The organism is Luteimonas chenhongjianii (assembly GCF_002327105.1).
GTDB lineage: Bacteria > Pseudomonadota > Gammaproteobacteria > Xanthomonadales > Xanthomonadaceae > Luteimonas > Luteimonas chenhongjianii.
In genome coordinates, this window is the sequence record NZ_CP023406.1 from 2,680,084 (window position 1) to 2,698,983 (window position 18,900).

General features: G+C 67.2%; 13 protein-coding genes. 5 read left to right on the top strand and 8 right to left on the bottom strand.

Going from position 1 to position 18,900, the window contains the following annotated elements:
* Positions 1-35: 35 nt before the first annotated feature.
* The 4 genes from CNR27_RS12195 to CNR27_RS12210 all read right to left on the bottom strand — a co-directional run bounded on the left by CNR27_RS12195 (position 36) and on the right by CNR27_RS12210 (position 6,066).
* Positions 36-734: a DUF4159 domain-containing protein gene (locus CNR27_RS12195; protein ID WP_096299150.1), complete on the bottom strand. Its 699-nt coding sequence runs from the start codon at positions 732-734 to the stop codon at positions 36-38.
* 284 nt (positions 735-1,018) lie between these two features.
* Positions 1,019-2,353, bottom strand: coding sequence for a TldD/PmbA family protein (locus CNR27_RS12200; protein WP_096299152.1), 1,335 nt, complete (start codon positions 2,351-2,353; stop codon positions 1,019-1,021).
* Between the two features lie 12 nt (positions 2,354-2,365).
* Positions 2,366-4,000, bottom strand: a complete 1,635-nt coding sequence (locus CNR27_RS12205; RefSeq protein ID WP_179948176.1) for a TldD/PmbA family protein — start codon at positions 3,998-4,000, stop codon at positions 2,366-2,368.
* 434 nt (positions 4,001-4,434) lie between these two features.
* Positions 4,435-6,066 carry a TldD/PmbA family protein gene (locus CNR27_RS12210; RefSeq protein WP_179948177.1) on the bottom strand — a complete coding sequence of 544 codons (1,632 nt, stop codon included), beginning with the start codon at positions 6,064-6,066 and terminating at the stop codon, positions 4,435-4,437.
* A 187-nt stretch (positions 6,067-6,253) separates the two neighbouring features.
* Here CNR27_RS12210 and CNR27_RS12215 point away from each other — a divergent pair, with 187 nt between their 5' ends.
* Entirely contained in the window at positions 6,254-8,065 is a 1,812-nt protein-coding gene (locus CNR27_RS12215) for a DUF885 domain-containing protein (RefSeq protein WP_096299155.1), read from the top strand.
* A 150-nt stretch (positions 8,066-8,215) separates the two neighbouring features.
* Here CNR27_RS12215 and CNR27_RS12220 read toward each other — a convergent pair whose 3' ends face one another.
* Positions 8,216-9,292 carry a substrate-binding domain-containing protein gene (locus tag CNR27_RS12220; RefSeq protein ID WP_096299157.1) on the bottom strand — a complete coding sequence of 359 codons (1,077 nt, stop codon included), beginning with the start codon at positions 9,290-9,292 and terminating at the stop codon, positions 8,216-8,218.
* A gap of 205 nt (positions 9,293-9,497) precedes the next feature.
* On the opposite strand from CNR27_RS12220, the gene CNR27_RS12225 reads away from it, so the two are divergent.
* Genes CNR27_RS12225 through CNR27_RS12240 form a run of 4 tightly spaced genes read left to right on the top strand, consistent with a single transcriptional unit; the run spans position 9,498 to position 14,754 of the window.
* The gene (locus CNR27_RS12225; RefSeq protein ID WP_096299159.1) at positions 9,498-11,180 is read left to right on the top strand and encodes an OFA family MFS transporter; all 1,683 of its coding nucleotides are present in this window, start codon (positions 9,498-9,500) and stop codon (positions 11,178-11,180) included.
* 43 nt (positions 11,181-11,223) lie between these two features.
* Positions 11,224-12,126, top strand: a complete 903-nt coding sequence (gene fdhD, locus CNR27_RS12230; RefSeq protein ID WP_096299161.1) for a formate dehydrogenase accessory sulfurtransferase FdhD — start codon at positions 11,224-11,226, stop codon at positions 12,124-12,126.
* Positions 12,123-14,474: an FdhF/YdeP family oxidoreductase gene (locus CNR27_RS12235; protein WP_096299163.1), complete on the top strand. Its 2,352-nt coding sequence runs from the start codon at positions 12,123-12,125 to the stop codon at positions 14,472-14,474. The genes fdhD and CNR27_RS12235 overlap by 4 nt, the downstream gene beginning before the upstream one ends.
* Positions 14,464-14,754, top strand: a complete 291-nt coding sequence (locus CNR27_RS12240; protein ID WP_096299165.1) for a hypothetical protein — start codon at positions 14,464-14,466, stop codon at positions 14,752-14,754. The genes CNR27_RS12235 and CNR27_RS12240 overlap by 11 nt, the downstream gene beginning before the upstream one ends.
* A gap of 508 nt (positions 14,755-15,262) precedes the next feature.
* Here CNR27_RS12240 and CNR27_RS12245 read toward each other — a convergent pair.
* From CNR27_RS12245 to CNR27_RS12255, 3 genes are read right to left on the bottom strand one after another with little or no spacing between them, the layout of a single operon-like run.
* Positions 15,263-16,087: an aldose epimerase family protein gene (locus CNR27_RS12245; protein ID WP_096299167.1), complete on the bottom strand. Its 825-nt coding sequence runs from the start codon at positions 16,085-16,087 to the stop codon at positions 15,263-15,265.
* On the bottom strand, positions 16,077-17,126 hold the full coding sequence (locus CNR27_RS12250; protein WP_096299169.1) for a glycoside hydrolase family 43 protein: 1,050 nt from the start codon (positions 17,124-17,126) through the stop codon (positions 16,077-16,079). The genes CNR27_RS12245 and CNR27_RS12250 overlap by 11 nt, the downstream gene beginning before the upstream one ends.
* Entirely contained in the window at positions 17,123-18,622 is a 1,500-nt protein-coding gene (locus CNR27_RS12255) for an MFS transporter (RefSeq protein WP_096299171.1), read from the bottom strand. The genes CNR27_RS12250 and CNR27_RS12255 overlap by 4 nt, the downstream gene beginning before the upstream one ends.
* Positions 18,623-18,900 lie beyond the last annotated feature (278 nt).

The following is an 18,900-nucleotide window of genomic DNA, read 5'->3' on the forward strand; positions in this document are numbered from 1 at the left end:
CCCGGCAGGGCCAGCGCCACAGTGAGGAATTCCGGTCATGCGCTCAGCGCATACATGACGATGTTGACCGCGAACTTCGTGTTGTCCTCGGCCAAGAAGCGCTTGTTGCGCCAGTCGTAGTCCCACTCGCAGCCGTAGTCCTTGTTGCTGTAGAGCACGGCCAGACGTCCGTCGATCGTGATGCCCTTGAGGTAATCGTGGACAAGATCGTCCCCCCAGCCATTGAGTTCGAAGTTCGTCGTCGGCGGGCCATCGGGGAACTGGAAGAAGCTGCGGTACAGCGCATGCGAGTTGGGCAGCTTCTGCATCGCGGAGGCACCGAAGATGGCGGCCATCTGCGCTTCGAAGGATTTGGCGAACATGCCGTCGATGTCGTGGTTGCAGTCGTCGACGAATACGAAGCCGCCGCCGCGCACATAGCGCTCGAAGTTGCGTCGCTCCGCGGGACTGAACTCGACCAGCTTGTGTCCGGCCAGGTAGCAGAACGGCGAGGCCAGCATCTTCGGATCCGCCAACGCGACCACCCGCTCCTCCGGATCGACCCGCAGGCTGGTGTAATCGATCAGCGAGGTGATGATGTTCGAGGGCATCCGCGCATCGACATCCCAGTCACCGGACTCGTAGCGCAGGCGGGTGAACCAGAAATCGTAACGGGCGGATTGCGCTGCCAGTGGCGGCAAGGCCATGGCTGCAGCCGCACCGAACAGCATTTGCAGCGACTGCCGTCGGTTCATGGCGCGCGCGCTCCGGCGCGGGACATCGCGGCGCGGTCCGGATGACCTCCGTTTGCGCCGCTGCCTTTGCCAGCGCTGTCACTGCCGGCTTCGCTGCCGCCGCCGACGTGTCCGTTCCAGCGGCTGCCGATGCCCGTGCGCAACGACGGATCGCAGGCGCGCGTTCCAGACCCGGAGGGCGCCGCACAAGGATGTGCGGCGCCCCTGGAATCTGCAGACAGCACTGTGTGCATCACGGAAAGCACAAGCCTCGCGCTATCAGACGACGCCGGCGCGTCGCGCCGTTACACCGCATCCGACAAGGACGTGAACGTGAAGTCCCGCAGCCGCATCGGCGGCAGCATCATCACCATCGACGACTCATCGCCACCCACACGCACCGGACGCCCGAGCTCGTCGATGTTGTTGAGCATGATCACCGGCGATTCGTTGAAGCGGAAATTCTTCAGCGGATACTTGATCTCGCCGTTCTCGATGTAGAACGTGCCGTCGCGGGTCAGGCCGGTCAGCAGCACGGTCTGCGGATCGACCATGCGGATGTACCAGGTGCGCGTGACGAGGATGCCGCGATCGGTGCCGCGGATCAGATCGGCGGTCGAGGCGGTGCCACCGGACATCAGCAGGTTGCCCGGGCGGCCGACGGCGCGCTTGCCCTGCTGCTGGGCCCAGAAGCGCGAATAGTCGAGATTGGCGATCTTGCCGTTCTCGATGATCGCCATCTTCTCGCGCGGCAGCCCGTCGCCGTCCCACGGCATCACCGCAGCTTCCGGATGCCACGGGTCGGACACGATGTTCACGCGCGGGTCGTAGACCTGCTCGCCCAGCTTGTTGCCGCCGCCGCGCTTGGACAGGAAGCTGCGCCCCTCATCGGCGGTGCGCGCATCGAAGAAACGCATCATGAAGCTGATCAGGCCTGCGGCCGCGGCCGGCTCGAGGATCACCGTGTACTTGCCGGGCTCCAGCGCCTGCGCCTCGGCCGACTCGCTGGCCTTGCGCATCGCCACGCGTACGTCGCGGCCGGCATCGAACTCGCTGGCATCCTTGAGGTTGCGACCCACCCAGCCCGAACCGCGGCCGTCTTCGGTACGCACGGTGCAGGTGTAGTTGAAGTTCGTCCCCTGCTGATAGCCGAAATTTCCGTTGCTGTTGGCGAACGCAACGAAGTTCTTGCCGTCGTCGAGGAAGCCGGCGGCGATCAGGTTCTCGGCCCGGCATGGGGTGATCGACCCGGCGGCCACATTGGCGCGGAACTCCGGGGTGATCGCGGCGGTGGATTCGCTGTAGGTCGGGCTGGGGCGGTATTCCTGCTTGCCGATCGCCGGCAGGAATTCGGGGTTCTCCGGCGCCAGCCGTGCGAGATCCTCGGCCCGCTTGACCACGCTGCGCAGCGACGCGTCGTCGAACGCATTGATGCTGGCGGTGCCGACGCGCTTGCCGAACGCGACCTGCACCGCAAGCTCGGCATTGCTGACGATGCCGCTGGTGGAGACATTGTTGAGCGCGAAGCGGATGTTGCCCGCCACGGAGCCGGACAGCGTCGCGGTGCATTCGTCGGCGGTGGACAGGGCGACGGTCTTCTCGAGGATCTCGCGCGCCTGGGCTTCGGTGAAAATGGTCATGGTTGATTCTCCTTAGCCGAGCGAACGCGCGGTGTTGATCACGTTGATGCCGTCGAAACGGGCGGTCGACGAGCCATGCGAAACCGCCGAGACCTGGCTCGGCTGGCCCTTGCCGTCGAAGAACGAACCGCCGAGGCGATAGTCGCTTTCGTCGCAGATCGCGCTGCAGGCGTTCCAGAATTCCGGGGTGCGGATCTGGTAGGCCACGTCCTCGATCATGCCGGTGATTGCGCCGTCCTTGATCTCGTAGAACAGCTGGCCGCCGAACTGCGCGTTGTAGCGCTGCTGGTCGATCGAGAACGAGCCGTCGCCGATGATGTAGATGCCGTTCTCGACGTTCTTGATCATGTCGGCGACGCTGAGCGGCGTCTTGCCCGGCGCGATCGACACGTTGGCCATGCGCTGGAACTGCACGCTCGACCAGGAGTCGGCGTAGGCGCAGCCGTCGGACTCGGTCTTGCCCAGGATATGGGCCTGGTCGCGGATGGTCTGGTAATCCACCAGCTTGCCGTCGGTGATCATGTCCCAGCGCTTGGTGGGCACGCCCTCGTCGTCGTAACCCACGGCGCCCAGGCTGCCTGGCTGGGTCTTGTCGGCGAACACGGTGAGGATGTCGCTGCCGTACTGGAAACGCTCCTCGCGCTTGTCGAGCGTGGCGAAACTGGTGCCAGCGTAGTTGGCTTCGTAGCCGAGCACGCGATCGAGTTCGAGCGGATGACCGATCGCCTCGTGGATCGTCAGCCAGGTGTGCGAAGGATCGAGCACCAGGTCGTAGCGGCCGGGCTTGACCGACGGCGCCTTGAGCTTCTCCTGCGCCTGGCGCGCCGCGGCGATCGCATCCTCGCGCATGTCGTAGGACGTGCTGTAGTTCACGACGCCATTGGGCGAGACCACCTTGCCCGAGGCCGCGCCGTCGAGATATTCGTAGCCCATGCCCATCGGCGAGGACAGCCCGCTTCGGGTGCGGAACTTGCCGCTGGCCTTGTCGATCGCGGTAACCGTCATCGGCGCCCAGATCCGGTGCACATCCTGGTCGATATAGGAGCCGTCGGTGCTCGCGAAATACTTCTGCTCGTTGACCAGGAACAGCGTGGAATTGACGAAGCTCGCGCCCGCGCCCATTGCCGCGGCGTTGACGCCAAGCAGCAGCTCCACCTTCTCGGCCACCGGCACTTCCATGCCGTTCTTGCTGATCGGCGTGCGCCAGGACACTTCGCCCGTGCCCCTGACCGGTGCCAGCTGGACCGGCGCGCTCTGCACCTTGGCGTTGGCCACCGCGATCGCGGTCGCCTGGCGCGCGGCCTCGGCCACACCCTGCTCGGTCAGATCATTGGTCGCCGCGAAGCCCCAGGCACCGCCAGCGATCACGCGGACGCCCACGCCCGTCGATTCGGTGCTGACGACGTTCTGCACCTTGTCTTCGCGGGTCATCACGAACTGGCGCAGGTAGCGCCCGACGCGGACGTCACAGTAGGTCGCACCCGCGGACGTCGCCGCGTTGAGGCCGGCATCGGCAAGTCGCTTCTTGAAAGCGACATCAAGCGTGGACACCAGCTGCTCGGCGGCGATGACCCTGCCGAACACGGCAGGCAGCAACAGGCCGCCCGCACCGACACCAGCGAGGGCGAGAAAATCGCGTCTATGCAAGGGAGTTCTCCGAGGAACGTGCGCACGGCGGGCGCCATGTGCGGGGTTGGCGAAACGGCATCGCATCCTGCGGAGCCATCCCGATTCTTGACGCCGTGTGGACGCAGCGTCAAATGACTTTCGGCACGCGCGCGCATGACACAGTGCGCGTGCCGGCCCGATGCGCGCGCCCACAACGATCATGTCGACGCACGAGGACGGGTAGCGCAGGACCGAAGTGCCATGCCTCGACCAGCGCCGACGATCCTGCCCCGCGCCAGGCGGAGCCGGCCGTGGGTGATGCAGCAGGACGCGCAGCCGCCATCACTCTCCCGGGGCAATCGGGACGAAGACGATGTTCCCTGCCTTGCTGCGGGGTTCGCCGAGCCAACGTGCTGCACGCGTCGACCTCTCCCGGAGGGAAGAGGTCGGCGGATCTCCAGGCCGCGCGCAGCTCAGATGTTCCGCGCCGTGTTGATGATGTTGACCCCGTCGAAGCGCGTGGTCGCCGAGCCGTGCGAAACCGCCGAGACCTGGCTGGGCTGGCCCTTGCCGTCGAAGAACGAGCCACCGAGGCGGAAGTCGCGCTCGTCGCAGATCGCAGAACACGCGTTCCAGAACTCCGGCGTGCGGATCTGGTAGGCGGCATCCTCGACCATGCCCGCGATTTCGCCGTTACGGATCTCGTAATAGAGCTGGCCGCCGAACTGCGCGTTGTAGCGCTGCTGGTCGATCGAATACGAGCCACGGCCATGGATGTAGATGCCGCGTTCGACGTCGCCGATCATCTCCTTCACCGTCAATGGCGCCTTGCCCGGCGCCAACGACACGTTGGGCATGCGCTGGAACTGCACGCTCGACCACGAGTCCGCATAGCTGCAGCCGTCGGATTCACTCTTGCCGAGGATGTGCGCCTGGTCGCGCGTGGCCTGGTAGTCAACGAGCACGCCGTCCTTGATCAGGTTCCATTGCTTCGTCGGTACGCCTTCGTCGTCGTAGCCGACCGCCCCGAGGCTGCCGGGCCGGGTCTTGTCGGCCACGAAATTGACGATATCGCTGCCCCAGCGATAGCCCGAGTCGCGCTTGTCGATCGTGGCGAAGCTGGTACCGGCGTAGTTGGCTTCGTAGCCGAGCACCCGGTCGAGTTCCAGCGGATGGCCGACGTTCTCGTGGATGGTCAGGAACAGGTTCGACGGATCGAGCACCAGGTCGTAGCGACCCGGCTTCACGCCCGGCGCGGCGAGCTTCTCGCGCGCCTGGCGCGCGGCGGCGGTGGCGTCTGCGCGCATGTCGTAGGCCTGGCCGTAGGCGACCACGCCGCCGGGCAGTTCGAAGCGCTGCGCGGGATCGGGCGTCAGGTATTCGTAACCCAGGCCCATCGGCGAAGACAGGCCGTCGCGGGTGCGGAACTTGCCGCTGGCCTTGTCCACGGCGGTGACCGTGAACGGCGCCCAGATCCGGTGCACATCCTGGTCGATGTAGGAGCCGTCGGTGCTGGCGAAGTACTTCTGCTCGTTGACCAGGAACATCCGCGAGCTGACGAAATCCGCGCCGGCGGCGGTGGCCGCGGCATTGACGTCCATCAGCAGCGCGACCTTTTCCTCCAGCGGCACGGTCATGCCGTTGCGGCGCACCGGCGTTGCCCAGGCCACCTCGCCGACGCCGCGCACCGGGGCCAGCTGCACCGGCTCGCTCTGGATGCGCGCGTTGGCCTTCGCGATCGCGAGCGCCTGTCGCGTGGCCTCGGCGATGCCGTCGGGATCGAGCGCGCGCGTCGCGGCGAAGCCCCAGGCACCGTCGGCGAGCACGCGGATGCCGACGCCCGTCGACTCCTCGTTGACCACGTTCTCGACACGCGTCTCGCGGGTCATCACGTACTGGCGGAGATAGCGGCCGATGCGCACATCGCAATAACTGCCGCCGCCATCACGCGACACCTGCAGCGCGACATCCGCGAGCCGCTTCTTCAGCGCAGGATCGAGCGTACTGGCGAGTTCCTCGGCGGCGATTGCGCGTCCGATGCCACCGGGCAGCAGCAGGCTGCCCAGTCCGATCCCGCCGTAGGCCATGAAGTCGCGACGTCGCATTGCATTTTTCTCCCCGCGGCGATGGCCGCATATCGCCCCGATTCTTCTGTGCGGGCGAGGTGCGCGTCAAATGACGACGCGCGTCGCATTGCATCGGCCGCCCCGGTTTCCGCCACCATCGGCACATGCATGCCCCCCTGCCCGGCCCTATGCTTGCGCGCTGTCCCCCATGCCCGGAACCCACCGAATGCGCCGTTCCCTGCTCGCCGTCGCCGTGCTCACCGCTGCCCTCGCCGGCTGCAACCGCGAGGCACCGACCACGCCCGCCGCGGCCCCGGATGGCGTCACCACCAACGCTGCCTCGCAGGCCGACGCCGCGTTCGCCGAGCTGTCGAAGCGCTTCCTCGACGAGTCGATGCGGATGGCGCCGATCTCGGCCACGCAGATCGGCGATCACCGTTTCGACAGCGAAGTGGACGATCTCTCCGAAGCCGGCCGCCAGGCAGGCCTCGACTTCAGCCGCCGCTATCTCGCCGAACTCGATGCGATCGATCTCGCGCAGCTCTCGCGCGACAACCATGTCGATGCATTGATCCTGAGGAACACGCTCGAGTACGGGATCTGGGACACCGAGACGATGCAGAGCTGGGCCTGGGATCCGCAGATCTACAGCGGGCTGGCCGGTGGCGCGATCTACAGCCTGATGGCGCGCGAGTTCGCGCCGATGCCCGAGCGCCTGAAGTCGGCGACCGCGCGCATGGAGAAGGTCCCCACGATCCTCGCGCAGGCACGGGAGAACCTCGATCCGGCGCGCGTACCGGCGACGCATGCGCGCACCGTGGCTGCGCAGAACAAGGGCGTGCTGTCGCTGATCGAGACCTTCATCACGCCCAATGCCGAGCAGCTGCAGGGTGAGGACCGGACGCGCCTGGACGCCGCGGTCGAAACCCTGCGCGCGGCGGTCGACGAACATCAGACCTGGCTCGACGGCACCCTGGTGCCCAATGCCAAGGGCGAGTTCCGCATCGGCGCGGACAAGTACGACCAGAAGCTCAAGTTCGCGCTCAATTCCTCGCTGAGCCGCCAGGACATCCGCCAGCGCGCCGAAGCCGAGCTGAGCCGCATCCGCGACGAGATGTATGTCGTCGCCCAGGCGGTGCTGAAGGATCGCGAAGACGCGCCGGAAACGCCGGCCCAGCCGAGCGAGGACCAGCGCCAGGCTGCGATCGAAGCGGCGATGGAAGTCGCCTACGCCGACAAGCCGGGCCGCGACGAGGTCGTCGATTTCGCCCGTCACACGCTCGATGTCGCCACCGACTTCACCCGCAGCAACGACCTGGTCACCGTGCCCGAGGATCCGGTCAAGATCATCCTGATGCCCGAGTTCCAGCGTGGCGTCGCGGTCGCCTACTGCGATTCGCCCGGCCCGCTCGACAAGGGTCTGGACACCTACTACGCGATCTCGCCGATTCCCGACGACTGGGACGACGGCCAGGTGGATTCGTTCCTGCGCGAATACAACAAGCACATGATCCACGTGCTCACGATCCACGAGGCGATGCCGGGCCATTACCTCGAGGGCGCGCATTCGGTCGGCCACCCCTCGACGCTGCGCGCGGTGTTCCGTTCCGGGCCGTTCGCCGAAGGCTGGGCGGTCTACACCGAGCGGATGATGGCCGACGCCGGATACGCCGACAACGATCCGCTGTTCCGGCTGATGCAGCTGAAGTTCTATGCGCGCGCGGTTGCCAACGCAGTGCTCGACCAGGGCGTGCACGTGGACAACTGGACCAAGGAACAGGCGATGGACCTGATGGTGCGCCAGACCTTCCAGCAGCAGAGCGAAGCCGAAGGCAAGTGGATCCGCGCGCAGTTGTCGTCCACCCAGCTCGCTACGTATTTCGTCGGCGCGCAGGAACACTTCGATGCGCGTCAGGCCGCCGAGGCCAAGGCCGGCGAAGCCTTCAACCTCAAGCAGTACCACGACGGCATGCTGGCCCGGGGCGCACCGCCGGTGCGGTTCGCGCGTCAGCTGATGCTGGACGAGGCGATCGAGTAAAGCCGGCAGCGTCTACGGCCGGCGCCGGAAAAGCGCCGGTGGCACCGAAGGCGCGGCGATGCCCGCGCCCACATCTTCGACTGCGACCGGCGCCGGCGTGGCAGCGCCCCGCTTCAACGCGACCCGACCGCCGCCGCGGCGAGCCCGGCCCTAGCCCCGGGCCGCCTCGAACGCTTCGGCCAGGGTCTGCACGCGCCCGCAGTAGCTCGGGTCATAGCCGGGCAACAGGCCCAGATCGCGGCGGAATCCATCGCTGCGCAGCAGTGCCAGCAACTCGGTGATGCGGCCCGATTCGAGCACGTCGTTGTGGCACAGGAAGAAATAGTGCTCGGTGACCAGCGGGAAGAACTCCAGCCCATACTTGCGCGCAGGCGGTTCCAGCGCGAAGCCCACATCCGCAAGCCCGCTGGCCACATAGGCCGACACCGCGGCGTGGGTGAGTTCCTCGACATCGCAGGCGCGGATGCGCTCGAAGCCGATGCCGTGGCGCGCGAGCATCGTTTCCAGCAACAGGCGCGTGCCGGAGCCGGGCTGGCGATGGATCATGCGGATGTCCGGGCGTTCCAGATCCTGCAGCGTGTGGATACCGCGCGGATTGCCCGCCGCCAGCACCAGGCCCTGGCGGCGCATCGCCAGGTGGATCACGCGGTCGGCGTCGAGATCGAGCCGGTCGCGGTAGTGCGCGAACAGCGCAGGCTCGAGATCGCCGATCGGCAGGTGCAGACCGGCGATGTCGCAGGCCCCGCTACGCAGCGCAACCAGCGCGTCCTCCGGACTGCGGTACTTGAGGTCCAGCGGGAGTCCGGTCTCGGCCATCGCCCGGCGCAGCGTCTCAACGCCGAATCCGTGCGAGGCGTGGATGCGCAGCGGCGTCGACTGCGCGCTGACGATGCGCTCGAGCTCCGCTTCGAGTTCGGTCGCCAGGCTGTCGAGGGTCGGTGACAGGCGCGCGGCGATCCGGCTGTCCGCCCAGACCAGGCTCTCGCCGATGGGCGTGAGCCGCGCGCCGCGGCCCCGGGTCATGCGCAGCAGCGGCTGGCCGAATACCGCAGCCGCGTCCTGCAACTGCCCCCAGGCATAGCGGTAGGACAGATCGACCTTGCGCGCGGCCGCGGCCAGTGAGCCGGTGGCCCGCACCGCGACCAGCAGTTCCAGCAGATGCGGTGGCAGGCGTTCGCCGCTTGCGCTTTCCAGTTCCCAGCGCGGCCGGATCCGGACCTTGTACATGTGCACTCCCCTGCCCGGCGGCCGCGGCAGTGCTGCCCCTGACCGCCACTTCAATATGTTCTTCAAAGCCGGATAGTCGACCATTGGATCTGGCGATACAAGGCATGCGCGCGTACCGTTGCGACGATCTGTCGCAGCCAATATGTTTTTCGGAGCATAAAGCGCGATCGAAAACGCCAGTCGCATATGAAATCGGGGGAGATCCATGGCCAACAGTTCCGCACTACCGCTTCCAGCCAGCGCGCCGGAGAGCAGCCTGCTTTCGAAGGAGCGCATCATCGCCAGGCCCGGCTTCAACCGCTGGCTGGTACCGCCGGCCGCACTGGCCATCCACCTGTGCATCGGCATGGCCTACGGCTTCAGCGTGTTCTGGCTGCCGTTGTCGATGGCTGTCGGGATTACCGCGCCCGTGGCCTGTGGCCCGGAGATGGGCTTCTTCGCGCGGATCACCTCGGCCAGCTGCGACTGGCAGATCAGCGAGCTGCAGTGGATGTACACGCTGTTCTTCGTGCTGCTGGGCTGCTCGGCGGCGATCTGGGGCGGCTGGCTGGAACGCGTCGGTCCGCGCAAGGCGGGCTTCGTCGCCGCGCTGTGCTGGTGCGGCGGCCTGCTGATCTCGGCGCTGGGCGTGCACCTGCATCAGATCTGGATGCTGTGGCTGGGCTCGGGCGTGATCGGCGGCATCGGCCTGGGTCTGGGCTACATCTCGCCGGTGTCGACGCTGATCAAGTGGTTCCCGGACCGCCGCGGCATGGCCACCGGCATGGCGATCATGGGTTTCGGCGGCGGCGCGCTGATCGGCAGCCCACTGGCCGACATGCTGATGCGCCATTTCGCCAGCCCGACCTCGGTCGGCGTCAAGGAAACCTTCCTGGTCATGGCCGCGGTCTACTTCGTCTTCATGATGGCCGGCGCGTTCGGCTATCGCGTGCCCCCGACCGGCTGGAAGCCCAAGGGCTGGACGCCGCCGCCGGCGAGCAACAACGCCATGATCACCCAGGGCCACGTGCACGTGAAGCGCGTCTGGGGCATTCCGCAGTTCTGGCTGGTGTGGGCGGTGCTGTGCCTCAACGTCTCGGCCGGTATCGGCGTGCTCGGCCTGGCCTCGCCGATGCTGCAGGAGATGTTCGGCGGTCGCCTGATCGGGGTCGACGCCGGTTTCCGTGAGCTGAGCGCCGAGCAGCTGTCGGCGATCGCCGCGATCGCCGCGGGCTTCGTCGGCCTGTTGAGCCTGGCCAACATCATCGGCCGCTTCTTCTGGGCCTCGATGTCGGACAAGTTCGGGCGCAAGGTCACGTACTCGATCTTCTTCGTGCTCGGCATCGCGCTCTACGCCGCTGCGCCGACACTCGGCAACGCCGGCTCCATCGCGCTGTTCGTCGCGGCGTTCTGCGTGATCCTGTCGATGTACGGCGGCGGCTTCGCCACGGTGCCGGCATATCTGGCCGACCTGTTCGGCACCCAGCATGTCGGCGCGATCCACGGCCGCCTGCTGACCGCCTGGGCGACGGCCGGCATCATCGGCCCGCTGGTGATCGGCTACATGCGCGAATACCAGCTCGGCATGGGCATGCCGCCGTCCCAGGTCTACAACACCACGATGTACATCCTCGCCGGGATGCTCGCGCTGGGCCTGGTCTGCAACCTGCTGGTGCGGCCGGTCAACGCGAAGTACTTCATGACCCCCGACGAACTGGCGCGCGAGAAGCAGCTGGCCCACGAGAAGGTCGACGCATCCGGCAAGTCGCTGATCAGCCAGGACGAGATGGACCGCATCGGCGCCGGCGGCAATCCGCTGCTCGTGGCGTTCTGCTGGGCCGCAGTGGGCATTCCGCTGGCCTTCGGCATCTGGAAAACGCTGGAAAAAGCACTGGTGCTTTTCTCCTGACATGGGCGGCGGCCGCTCACGCGGTCGCCGCTAACCTCACGCCATGAACGATTCCCACGACAACCCGCAGCGCGCATCCGCTCCGCAGGCTTGCGACGCACCCGCCGGCGCGGTGCGCCGGCCCGTCGAGCGCTGGCGCGAAGGCGCCGTGCGCCACGTCGACGACCATGTCGCCGAAGAGGTGCCGGTGGCCTTCGTCTACAACGACGTGCCGTTCGCGGTGATGATGGCGACGCCTGCGGACCTGGAAGACTTCGCCCGCGGTTTCGCGCTCAGCGAGGGCATCGTCGCCTCGCCGGGCGATGTCGCCATCGAGCGTATCGAGCAGTTCATCGAGGGCACCGAGATCCGGCTGCGGATTCCCGAGGCCCGCGCCGAGGCACTGGCCTTGCGCCGCCGCAGCATGAGCGGCCGCAGTGGTTGCGGCGTCTGCGGCAGCGAACTGCTCGAGGCTGCGCTGCGTTATCCCGCGCCGGTGACGACGGATGTCCGGGTCGCGCCCGAAGCGCTCTCGCGTGCATTGCGCGCCTTGCGCGATGCGCAGTCGATCGCCGCGTTGACCGGCGCGACCCACGCCGCAGGCTGGGCCTCGCTTGACGGCACGCTGCGGCTCGCGCGCGAGGACGTCGGTCGCCACAACGCGCTCGACAAGCTGATCGGCGCGCTGCATGCCGAGGGTTTCGATCCCGCCGCCGGCTTTCTCGTCGTCACCAGCCGCGCCAGCTACGAAATGGCGATGAAGGCCGCGAGCGTCGGCATCGCGCTGATGGCAGCGATCTCCGCGCCGACCGCGCTGGCGATCTCGCTGGCCGATCGCGCCCACCTCACCCTGATCGGCTTCGCCCGCGACGACGGGCACGCCGTCTACACCCATGCGCAGCGGTTGCTGCCGCCTTCGGCCGATGCGCCGACCGCCATGCGCCCAGGCAGGACCCAAGCACCATGAGCAACGACACGATCCGCAGGTACGACGGCCCCGCCGGCGGCTGGGGCGCACTCCGGAGCGTCGCCCGGCATCTGAGCGAACAGAAGATCGCGGTGAGTGGTGCGAAGACGCTGCTGCGGGCCAACCAGCCCGACGGTTTCGATTGCCCGGGCTGCGCCTGGCCCGACCGCGACCACACCTCGACCTTCGAGTTCTGCGAGAACGGCGCCAAGGCCGTCGCTGCCGAAGCCACGAAGTTCCGCGCCGGTCCGGAACTGTTCGCCAGGTACAGCGTGGCCCAGCTGTCGGAATACAGCGACCATTGGCTCGAACAGCAGGGCCGGCTGACGACGCCGATGCGGCTGGACGCGGCCAGCGGTCACTACGTGCCGGTGCAGTGGGACGAGGCCTTCGCGTTGATCGCCCGGCACCTCAATGCCCTGCCCTCGCCTGACGAGGCGATCTTCTACACCTCGGGCCGCACCTCCAACGAGGCTGCGTTCCTGTACCAGCTGTTCGTCCGCGAATACGGCACCAACAACTTCCCCGACTGCTCGAACATGTGCCACGAGTCGTCCGGCACCGCGATGAAGAAGCAGATCGGCGTGGGCAAGGGCACGGTGTCGTTGCACGACTTCGAGCATGCCGACGGCATCCTGATCTTCGGCCAGAATCCGGGCACCAATCATCCGCGCATGCTCGGCGAGCTGCGCGAGGCGGCCAAGCGCGGCGCGAAGATCGCTTCGTTCAATCCGCTGCGCGAGCGCGGCCTGGAACGCTTCGCCGATCCGCAGGACAAGCTGCAGATGGCGACCAATGGTTCGACGGCGATCTCGTCGGACTATTTCCAGCTCAAGATCGGCGGCGATCTCGCCGCGGTGAAGGGCATGATCAAGCACGTGCTCGAGCGCGACATCGAGGCCACCGGCGACGGCGGCGCGTCGCTGCTCGACCAGGAATTCATCGCCCGGCACACCACCGGTTTCGACGCGTTCGCGGCCGACGTGCTGGCCGAACCGTGGGAGGTGATCGTCGAGGAGTCGGGGCTCGACGAGCCGACGATCCGCCGCGCCGGCGAACTGTATCTGTCGTGCGAGCGCGTCATCGCCTGCTGGGGCATGGGCATCACCCAGCACAAGCATTCGGTGGCGACGATCAACATGCTGGTGAACCTGCTGCTGCTGCGCGGCAATCTCGGCCGTGAGGGCGCGGGCGCCTGTCCCGTGCGCGGCCACAGCAACGTGCAGGGCGACCGCACGATGATGATCTACGAAAAGCCGCCTGCCGCGTTTCTCGACCGCATCCAGCAGGTGTTCGGATTCGAGCCGCCGCGCGAGGAAGGCTTCGATACCGTCGGCGCGATCGAGGCGATGATCGACGGCCGCGCCAAGGTGTTCTTCGGCATGGGCGGCAACTTCGCGATCGCGACCCCGGACACCGAGGCGACCGCTCGCGGCCTGCGCCGCTGCGACCTCACCGTGCACGTGGCGACCAAGCTCAACCGCAGCCATCTGGTGCACGGACGCGATGCGCTGATCCTGCCGTGCCTGGGCCGGACCGAGATCGACCTCCAGGCAGGCGGCCCGCAGGGCGTGACGGTCGAGGACTCGATGAGCATGGTGCACCTGTCGTCGGGCATCAATCCGCCGGCGTCCGATGCACTGCTCTCCGAGCCGGCGATCGTCGCGAGGCTCGCACACGCCACCCTCGGCGCGCGCTCGAAGATCGACTGGCTGGGCCTGATCGAGGATTACGACCGCATCCGCGATGCGATCGCGATGACCTTCGACGATTTCCACGAGTTCAACGCCCGCGTGCGGGTGCCCGGCGGCTTCCGCCTGCCCAACACCGCGGCCCAGCGGACCTGGGTCAATCCGGCCGGAAAGGCCGTGTTCGTCCCCTGCCCGGTGCCGACCGACAACCCCATCCACCGCGCGCGCCGCACCCACGGCGGGCAAATTGTGTTCACGCTGGCGACCACGCGCTCGCACGACCAGTACAACACCACCATCTACGGGCTCGACGACCGGTATCGCGGCGTGTTCGGCGAGCGCCGCGTGCTGTTCGCGAATGCGGACGACATCGCCGCGCTCGGCATGCAGGCCGGCGACTGGGTGGACCTGGAGAGCATCTGCGAAGACGGCGTGCGCCGTCAGGCGCCGCGCTTCCTGCTGGTCGCGTACAACATTCCGCGCGGCTGCCTCGCGGCCTACTACCCCGAAACCAACCCGCTGGTGCCGCTGTCGAGCTTCGCCGACGAATCGCGGACGCCGACGTCGAAGTCGGTGCCGGTGATCGTCACCCCACATCTCGCCGCGGGCGCGCAGATGCCGCGCCAGCGCGACATTCCCGCCGCCATTGTCCGCTGACGAGGCCCTGCTGCTGGCGTTGCTGTCCGAACTGGCGGCAGCGCCCGATGGCGTGTCGTTGCCGCGACTGTGCAAGCGGCTCGGCGTGCGCATGAGCGTGCTGCTGCGCGCACTGGCCTGGCTGGGCGATGCGCGCATCGGCGATGCGCAGGGTCCAGGCTGGGTACGCACCCTCGAGGACGGCGACCGGACCCTGGCGCAGCTGACCGCCAGTGGTCATGCCGCATTGGTCGGCCTGCGCGAACGCGCGCCCGACGCCGACGCCGGGGCAGAGCACTGACGCGACTCGCCAGGTGCGTGCGCCAGGCGTCTGCTTTCCCTCGGCACCGGAGTAACGCTCGCGGCGCTGGGTGATCCCGGTGAAGCCACACTGCCTTCGGGGCACCGGAAACGTCGATGTCGGCGGCGGCGCGCCACGCATCGACGCTTGACCTTCGATCAGCAGCCCGATAGGCAGCCCACTGTCCACAAGCGGTGTGGATGATCCGATGACAAAGGTGTGGATAAGCGCTCCGGCACGGCCTGCCATGCGGCGCCCGAAGCGCTGGTCAAATTTTCGCCACACCAGGCGATGGAGCCGATCATTCGACTTGATCCGCGCACGCGGCTGTGCAGTTGCGGACCTCAGGCGTGTCGACGGGACACGGCGCACTGCGCGCGCAGCATCGTCGGCCGATCCGAGACGACAACGGGTCCGACGCCGCAACCGCCCTGCCTCGCGGCTGCAGCGCGCATGCGCCGATCGATGCGTCGGGCCCCATCGTGTGCATGGCGCGCCGGCGACACGATCAGCTCCACAGCATCTCGAACCATCGGTTGATGCCTTCTCCGGGATGGAGGATCCGCGGCGCCAGATTGAACGCGTCCGGCGGTCCGCTCTGCGGTTCGACGCAGGTTGCATGCGCCTGCTCGTCGAACACCACCCAGTGATCGCAGTCCGATGTCAGGGTGATCCGCTGCGCGCCGCGATGGAGCACGGCGCCATCGGCTCCGGTGAAACAGTCGTCCCAAGGCGGCGGCGGCGAGGCAGACATCGGCAGGGTCGCGATGCCGTCGGCATCCCGCGGATACACCTGCGCCGGCCTGAAGTCGAAGCGGTCGGGCTTGCGGAACCACGGATGCCAGCCGATTTCCGCAGGCATCGCCTGATCCTGTGCATGCACGTCCAGGGTGAGGCGCAGGCGCCTCGGCGTGGCACGGATGGTCTGCCGGGCGATGCCGCCGAACGGCCAGCGCGCACTGCGCGGCAATTGCAGCGACAGCACGATGCAGTCCGCGGTGTGCAGTTCGACCTGCCACGGCATCGCGAAGCCCACGCCGTGGATCGCGTGCGCGCCGAGGTTGGGCGTCAGCGTGTGCGCCTGGCCGTCGAAACTGAAACGACCGTTCCGCACGCGCCCTGCCCACGGCACCATCGGATAGCAGCCCCAGGCGATGGTCCCCGGATGACCATCGTCCGGCCCGATCAGCTGTGGCACACCCTCGTAGGTGATCTGGGCGATGCGGCCACCGGCCGACGGCGCGACGCTGGCAACGAGCGCCGCACATTCGATCCGCAGCACGTGTCCGCTGGCGAGCGGCGCGTGCGCTCCATCGGGTACGTCATCCGCCATAGGGGTCGATCGTGCGGATTCGCCCATCCTCGTCGTGATGCAGCTCCGTGACCTTGGCCGTCCGCAGATGGGTCACGCCGCCCGACAGCAGCGCGTCGTGGTAGTAGAGCCACCAGCGGCCTTCGAACTCGACGATGGAGTGGTGGGTGGTCCAGCCGACCACCGGTTCGAGAATGACGCCCTGATAGGTGAAGGGTCCATACGGACTGTCGCCAACGGCGTAGCACAGCAGGTGGGTGTTGCCCGTCGAGTACGAGAAGTAGTAGCGCCCCGCGTATTTGTGCACCCAGGGGCCTTCGAAGAAACGCCGCATGTGGTCATCGGCGCGCAGGGGCTCGCCGTGCTCGTCGAGCACGAGCACTTCGCGCGTGGCTTCGTCGAGCTCGAGCATGTCGTCGCGCAACCTGGCCACGCGCGCGCCGAGCGCGGACGCATCGCCTTCCGGCTCGACGTGCGCGGCGCTGTAAACGTTGTCGCGATACTTCTGCAGCTGACCGCCCCAGATACCGCCGAAATAGATGTAGTGGTGGCGACCGTCGTCGAACACCGCCGGATCGATCGAGTACGTACCGGCGATCGGTTCGGGCCGGGGTTCGAACGGGCCCTCGGGCCGCGCCCCCACCGCGACACCGATGCGGAACAGTCCGTCGGCCTGCTTGGCGGGAAAATAGAAGTAATAACGCCCATCGCGATACGCCGCATCCGGCGCCCACATCTGCCGCGCTGCCCATGGCACGTCGCGCACGTGCAGCGCGAGGCCGCAGTCCACGGCCGGACCATCGGGCGAGTCCATGCGCAGGACATGGTAGTCCTGCATGCCGAAGTGCCCGCCCTCGTCATCGAACGGTGCGCCGGCATCGATGTCGTGAGAGGGATAGATGTAGATGCGACCTTCGAAGACATGCGCCGACGGGTCGGCGGTGTAGATGTGGGTGACGAGCGGTGCGGACACGGCCTTGGCGGCGAGTGCGTCCAGCTCGGCCGACAGGGCCGCCTCGCCTGTCGTATCCAATGCCTGCGGCTCGGAATGCGCGCTCATGCGCCCACCTCCGCCTGGATCCGGCGATCGGCCAGTTCGCGTTCCAGGCGCGACTCCAGGGTCTTGTCGATCCGGTAGAAGAACAGCAGCCCGACCGCCAGCAGGAACGGAATCGAGCAGTACACGCTGAACGTCAGGCGGATGCCGTCGACGACCGGCGCCGCCTGCGCTCCGCCGCCGGTCTCGTAGCCGTAGCGCGCAAGGATCGCGGCAACCAGTGCGCCGCCGATGCTCAGGCCGACCTTCAGCCCGCACAGCATCGCCGAGAAGATGATCGCGGTCGCACGGCGGTGGTTCTTCCACTCCGAATAGTCGGCGACGTCGGCGATCATGGCCCACAGCAGCGGAATGCTGATGCCGTAGAAAAACCCGTGCAGGATCTGCGAACCGAACACCAGCCAGATGGCGTCGGGCGTGTACAGATAGAACGCGAGTATGAACAGCGTCGAGACGAACAGCGCGCCGCCGAACACGTCGCGCTTGCCGAAGCGATCGGCCAGCGGTCGCGACAGGCCGATGCCCAGGATCATGAAGATGATGCCACCTGCATTGAACAGGCTGAAAGCGGAGGTGGGCGCGTCTTGCGGCCACTGGAACCCCGCCAGGCCCATGCCCGTGAGCGTGGCGTTGAGTCCGTCGACGAAACCGTTGAATCCGGTGTTCTGCAGGAACGCGGCGAGCGCCGCGCCATCGAGGTAGTACTGGAAGTAGTAGATCGTCATGCCGCCCCTCAGCGCGAGGGTCACGAATACCAGGATGGTCAGCGCCAGCATGATCAGCCAGGGACGATTGCGGGACAGGTCGGTGAGGTCCTGCATCACTCCCGACGTGCGCGTCTGCGCAGGCAGGATGCGCTCGCGCGTGGTGAGGAAGGTGATCAGGAAGAACACCGTGCCGACGACGGCGAAGATCGTCATCACCTGCTCGAAACCGCGTACGCGGTCACCGTCGCCGAGAATCAGCACCATCGGCAGCAACAGCACCTGGATCACGAACTGCGCGACCATCACCGCGACGAAACGGTACGAGGAGAGGCTGTTGCGCTGGGCCATGTTGCCGGTCAGCACGCCGCTGAGCGCCGAGTACGGCAGGTTGTTGGCGCCGTACACCAGCACCAGCAGCGTGTAGGTGGTCATGGCATAGATCACCTTGCCGCGATCGCCGAAGTCCGGGGTGCTGAAGGCCAGCAGCGACAGCACGCCGAACGGCACCGCCGTCCAGAGGATCCAGGGCCGGAACTTGCCCCATCGCGTGCGCGTGCGGTCGGCGAGGATGCCGATGATCGGGGTGAACACGAATGCGCCGAGCAGACCGACGACGAAGATGATCGTCGCCGCGGTGGCAGCCGGCAGTGCGTAGACATCGGTATAGAAGAACGCCAGGTACGTGACCAGCGTCTGGAAGATCAGATTGGCGGCGAGATCGCCGAGGCTGTAGCCGAGCTTCTCGCGTACGGACAGGACATCGGTGGCGCTGGCATGGGTGGAAGGCGTCATCGTGGTGGGGTACCGGACAGATGGTTACGCCCGGGGGCGGGCGTGACCTGGAGTGCGGGGCATCCGGCGAACACCCGCGCCCAGCAGTCCAGTGTGGACGGCTGCGGCGCAGGAGGTCGACGACGTACCCGCGGAGAGAACACGGTCCACCCCGGCGCCGGAGCGCCGGGACAGACCGTGGGGAGGCCATCAGCGTGCTGCAAGGGTCACGAGGTCCCGAGGAGACCGGACATGGCGTGGCGGCCCGGTCGGTACCAATCGGTGTCGGCATTGGGGGG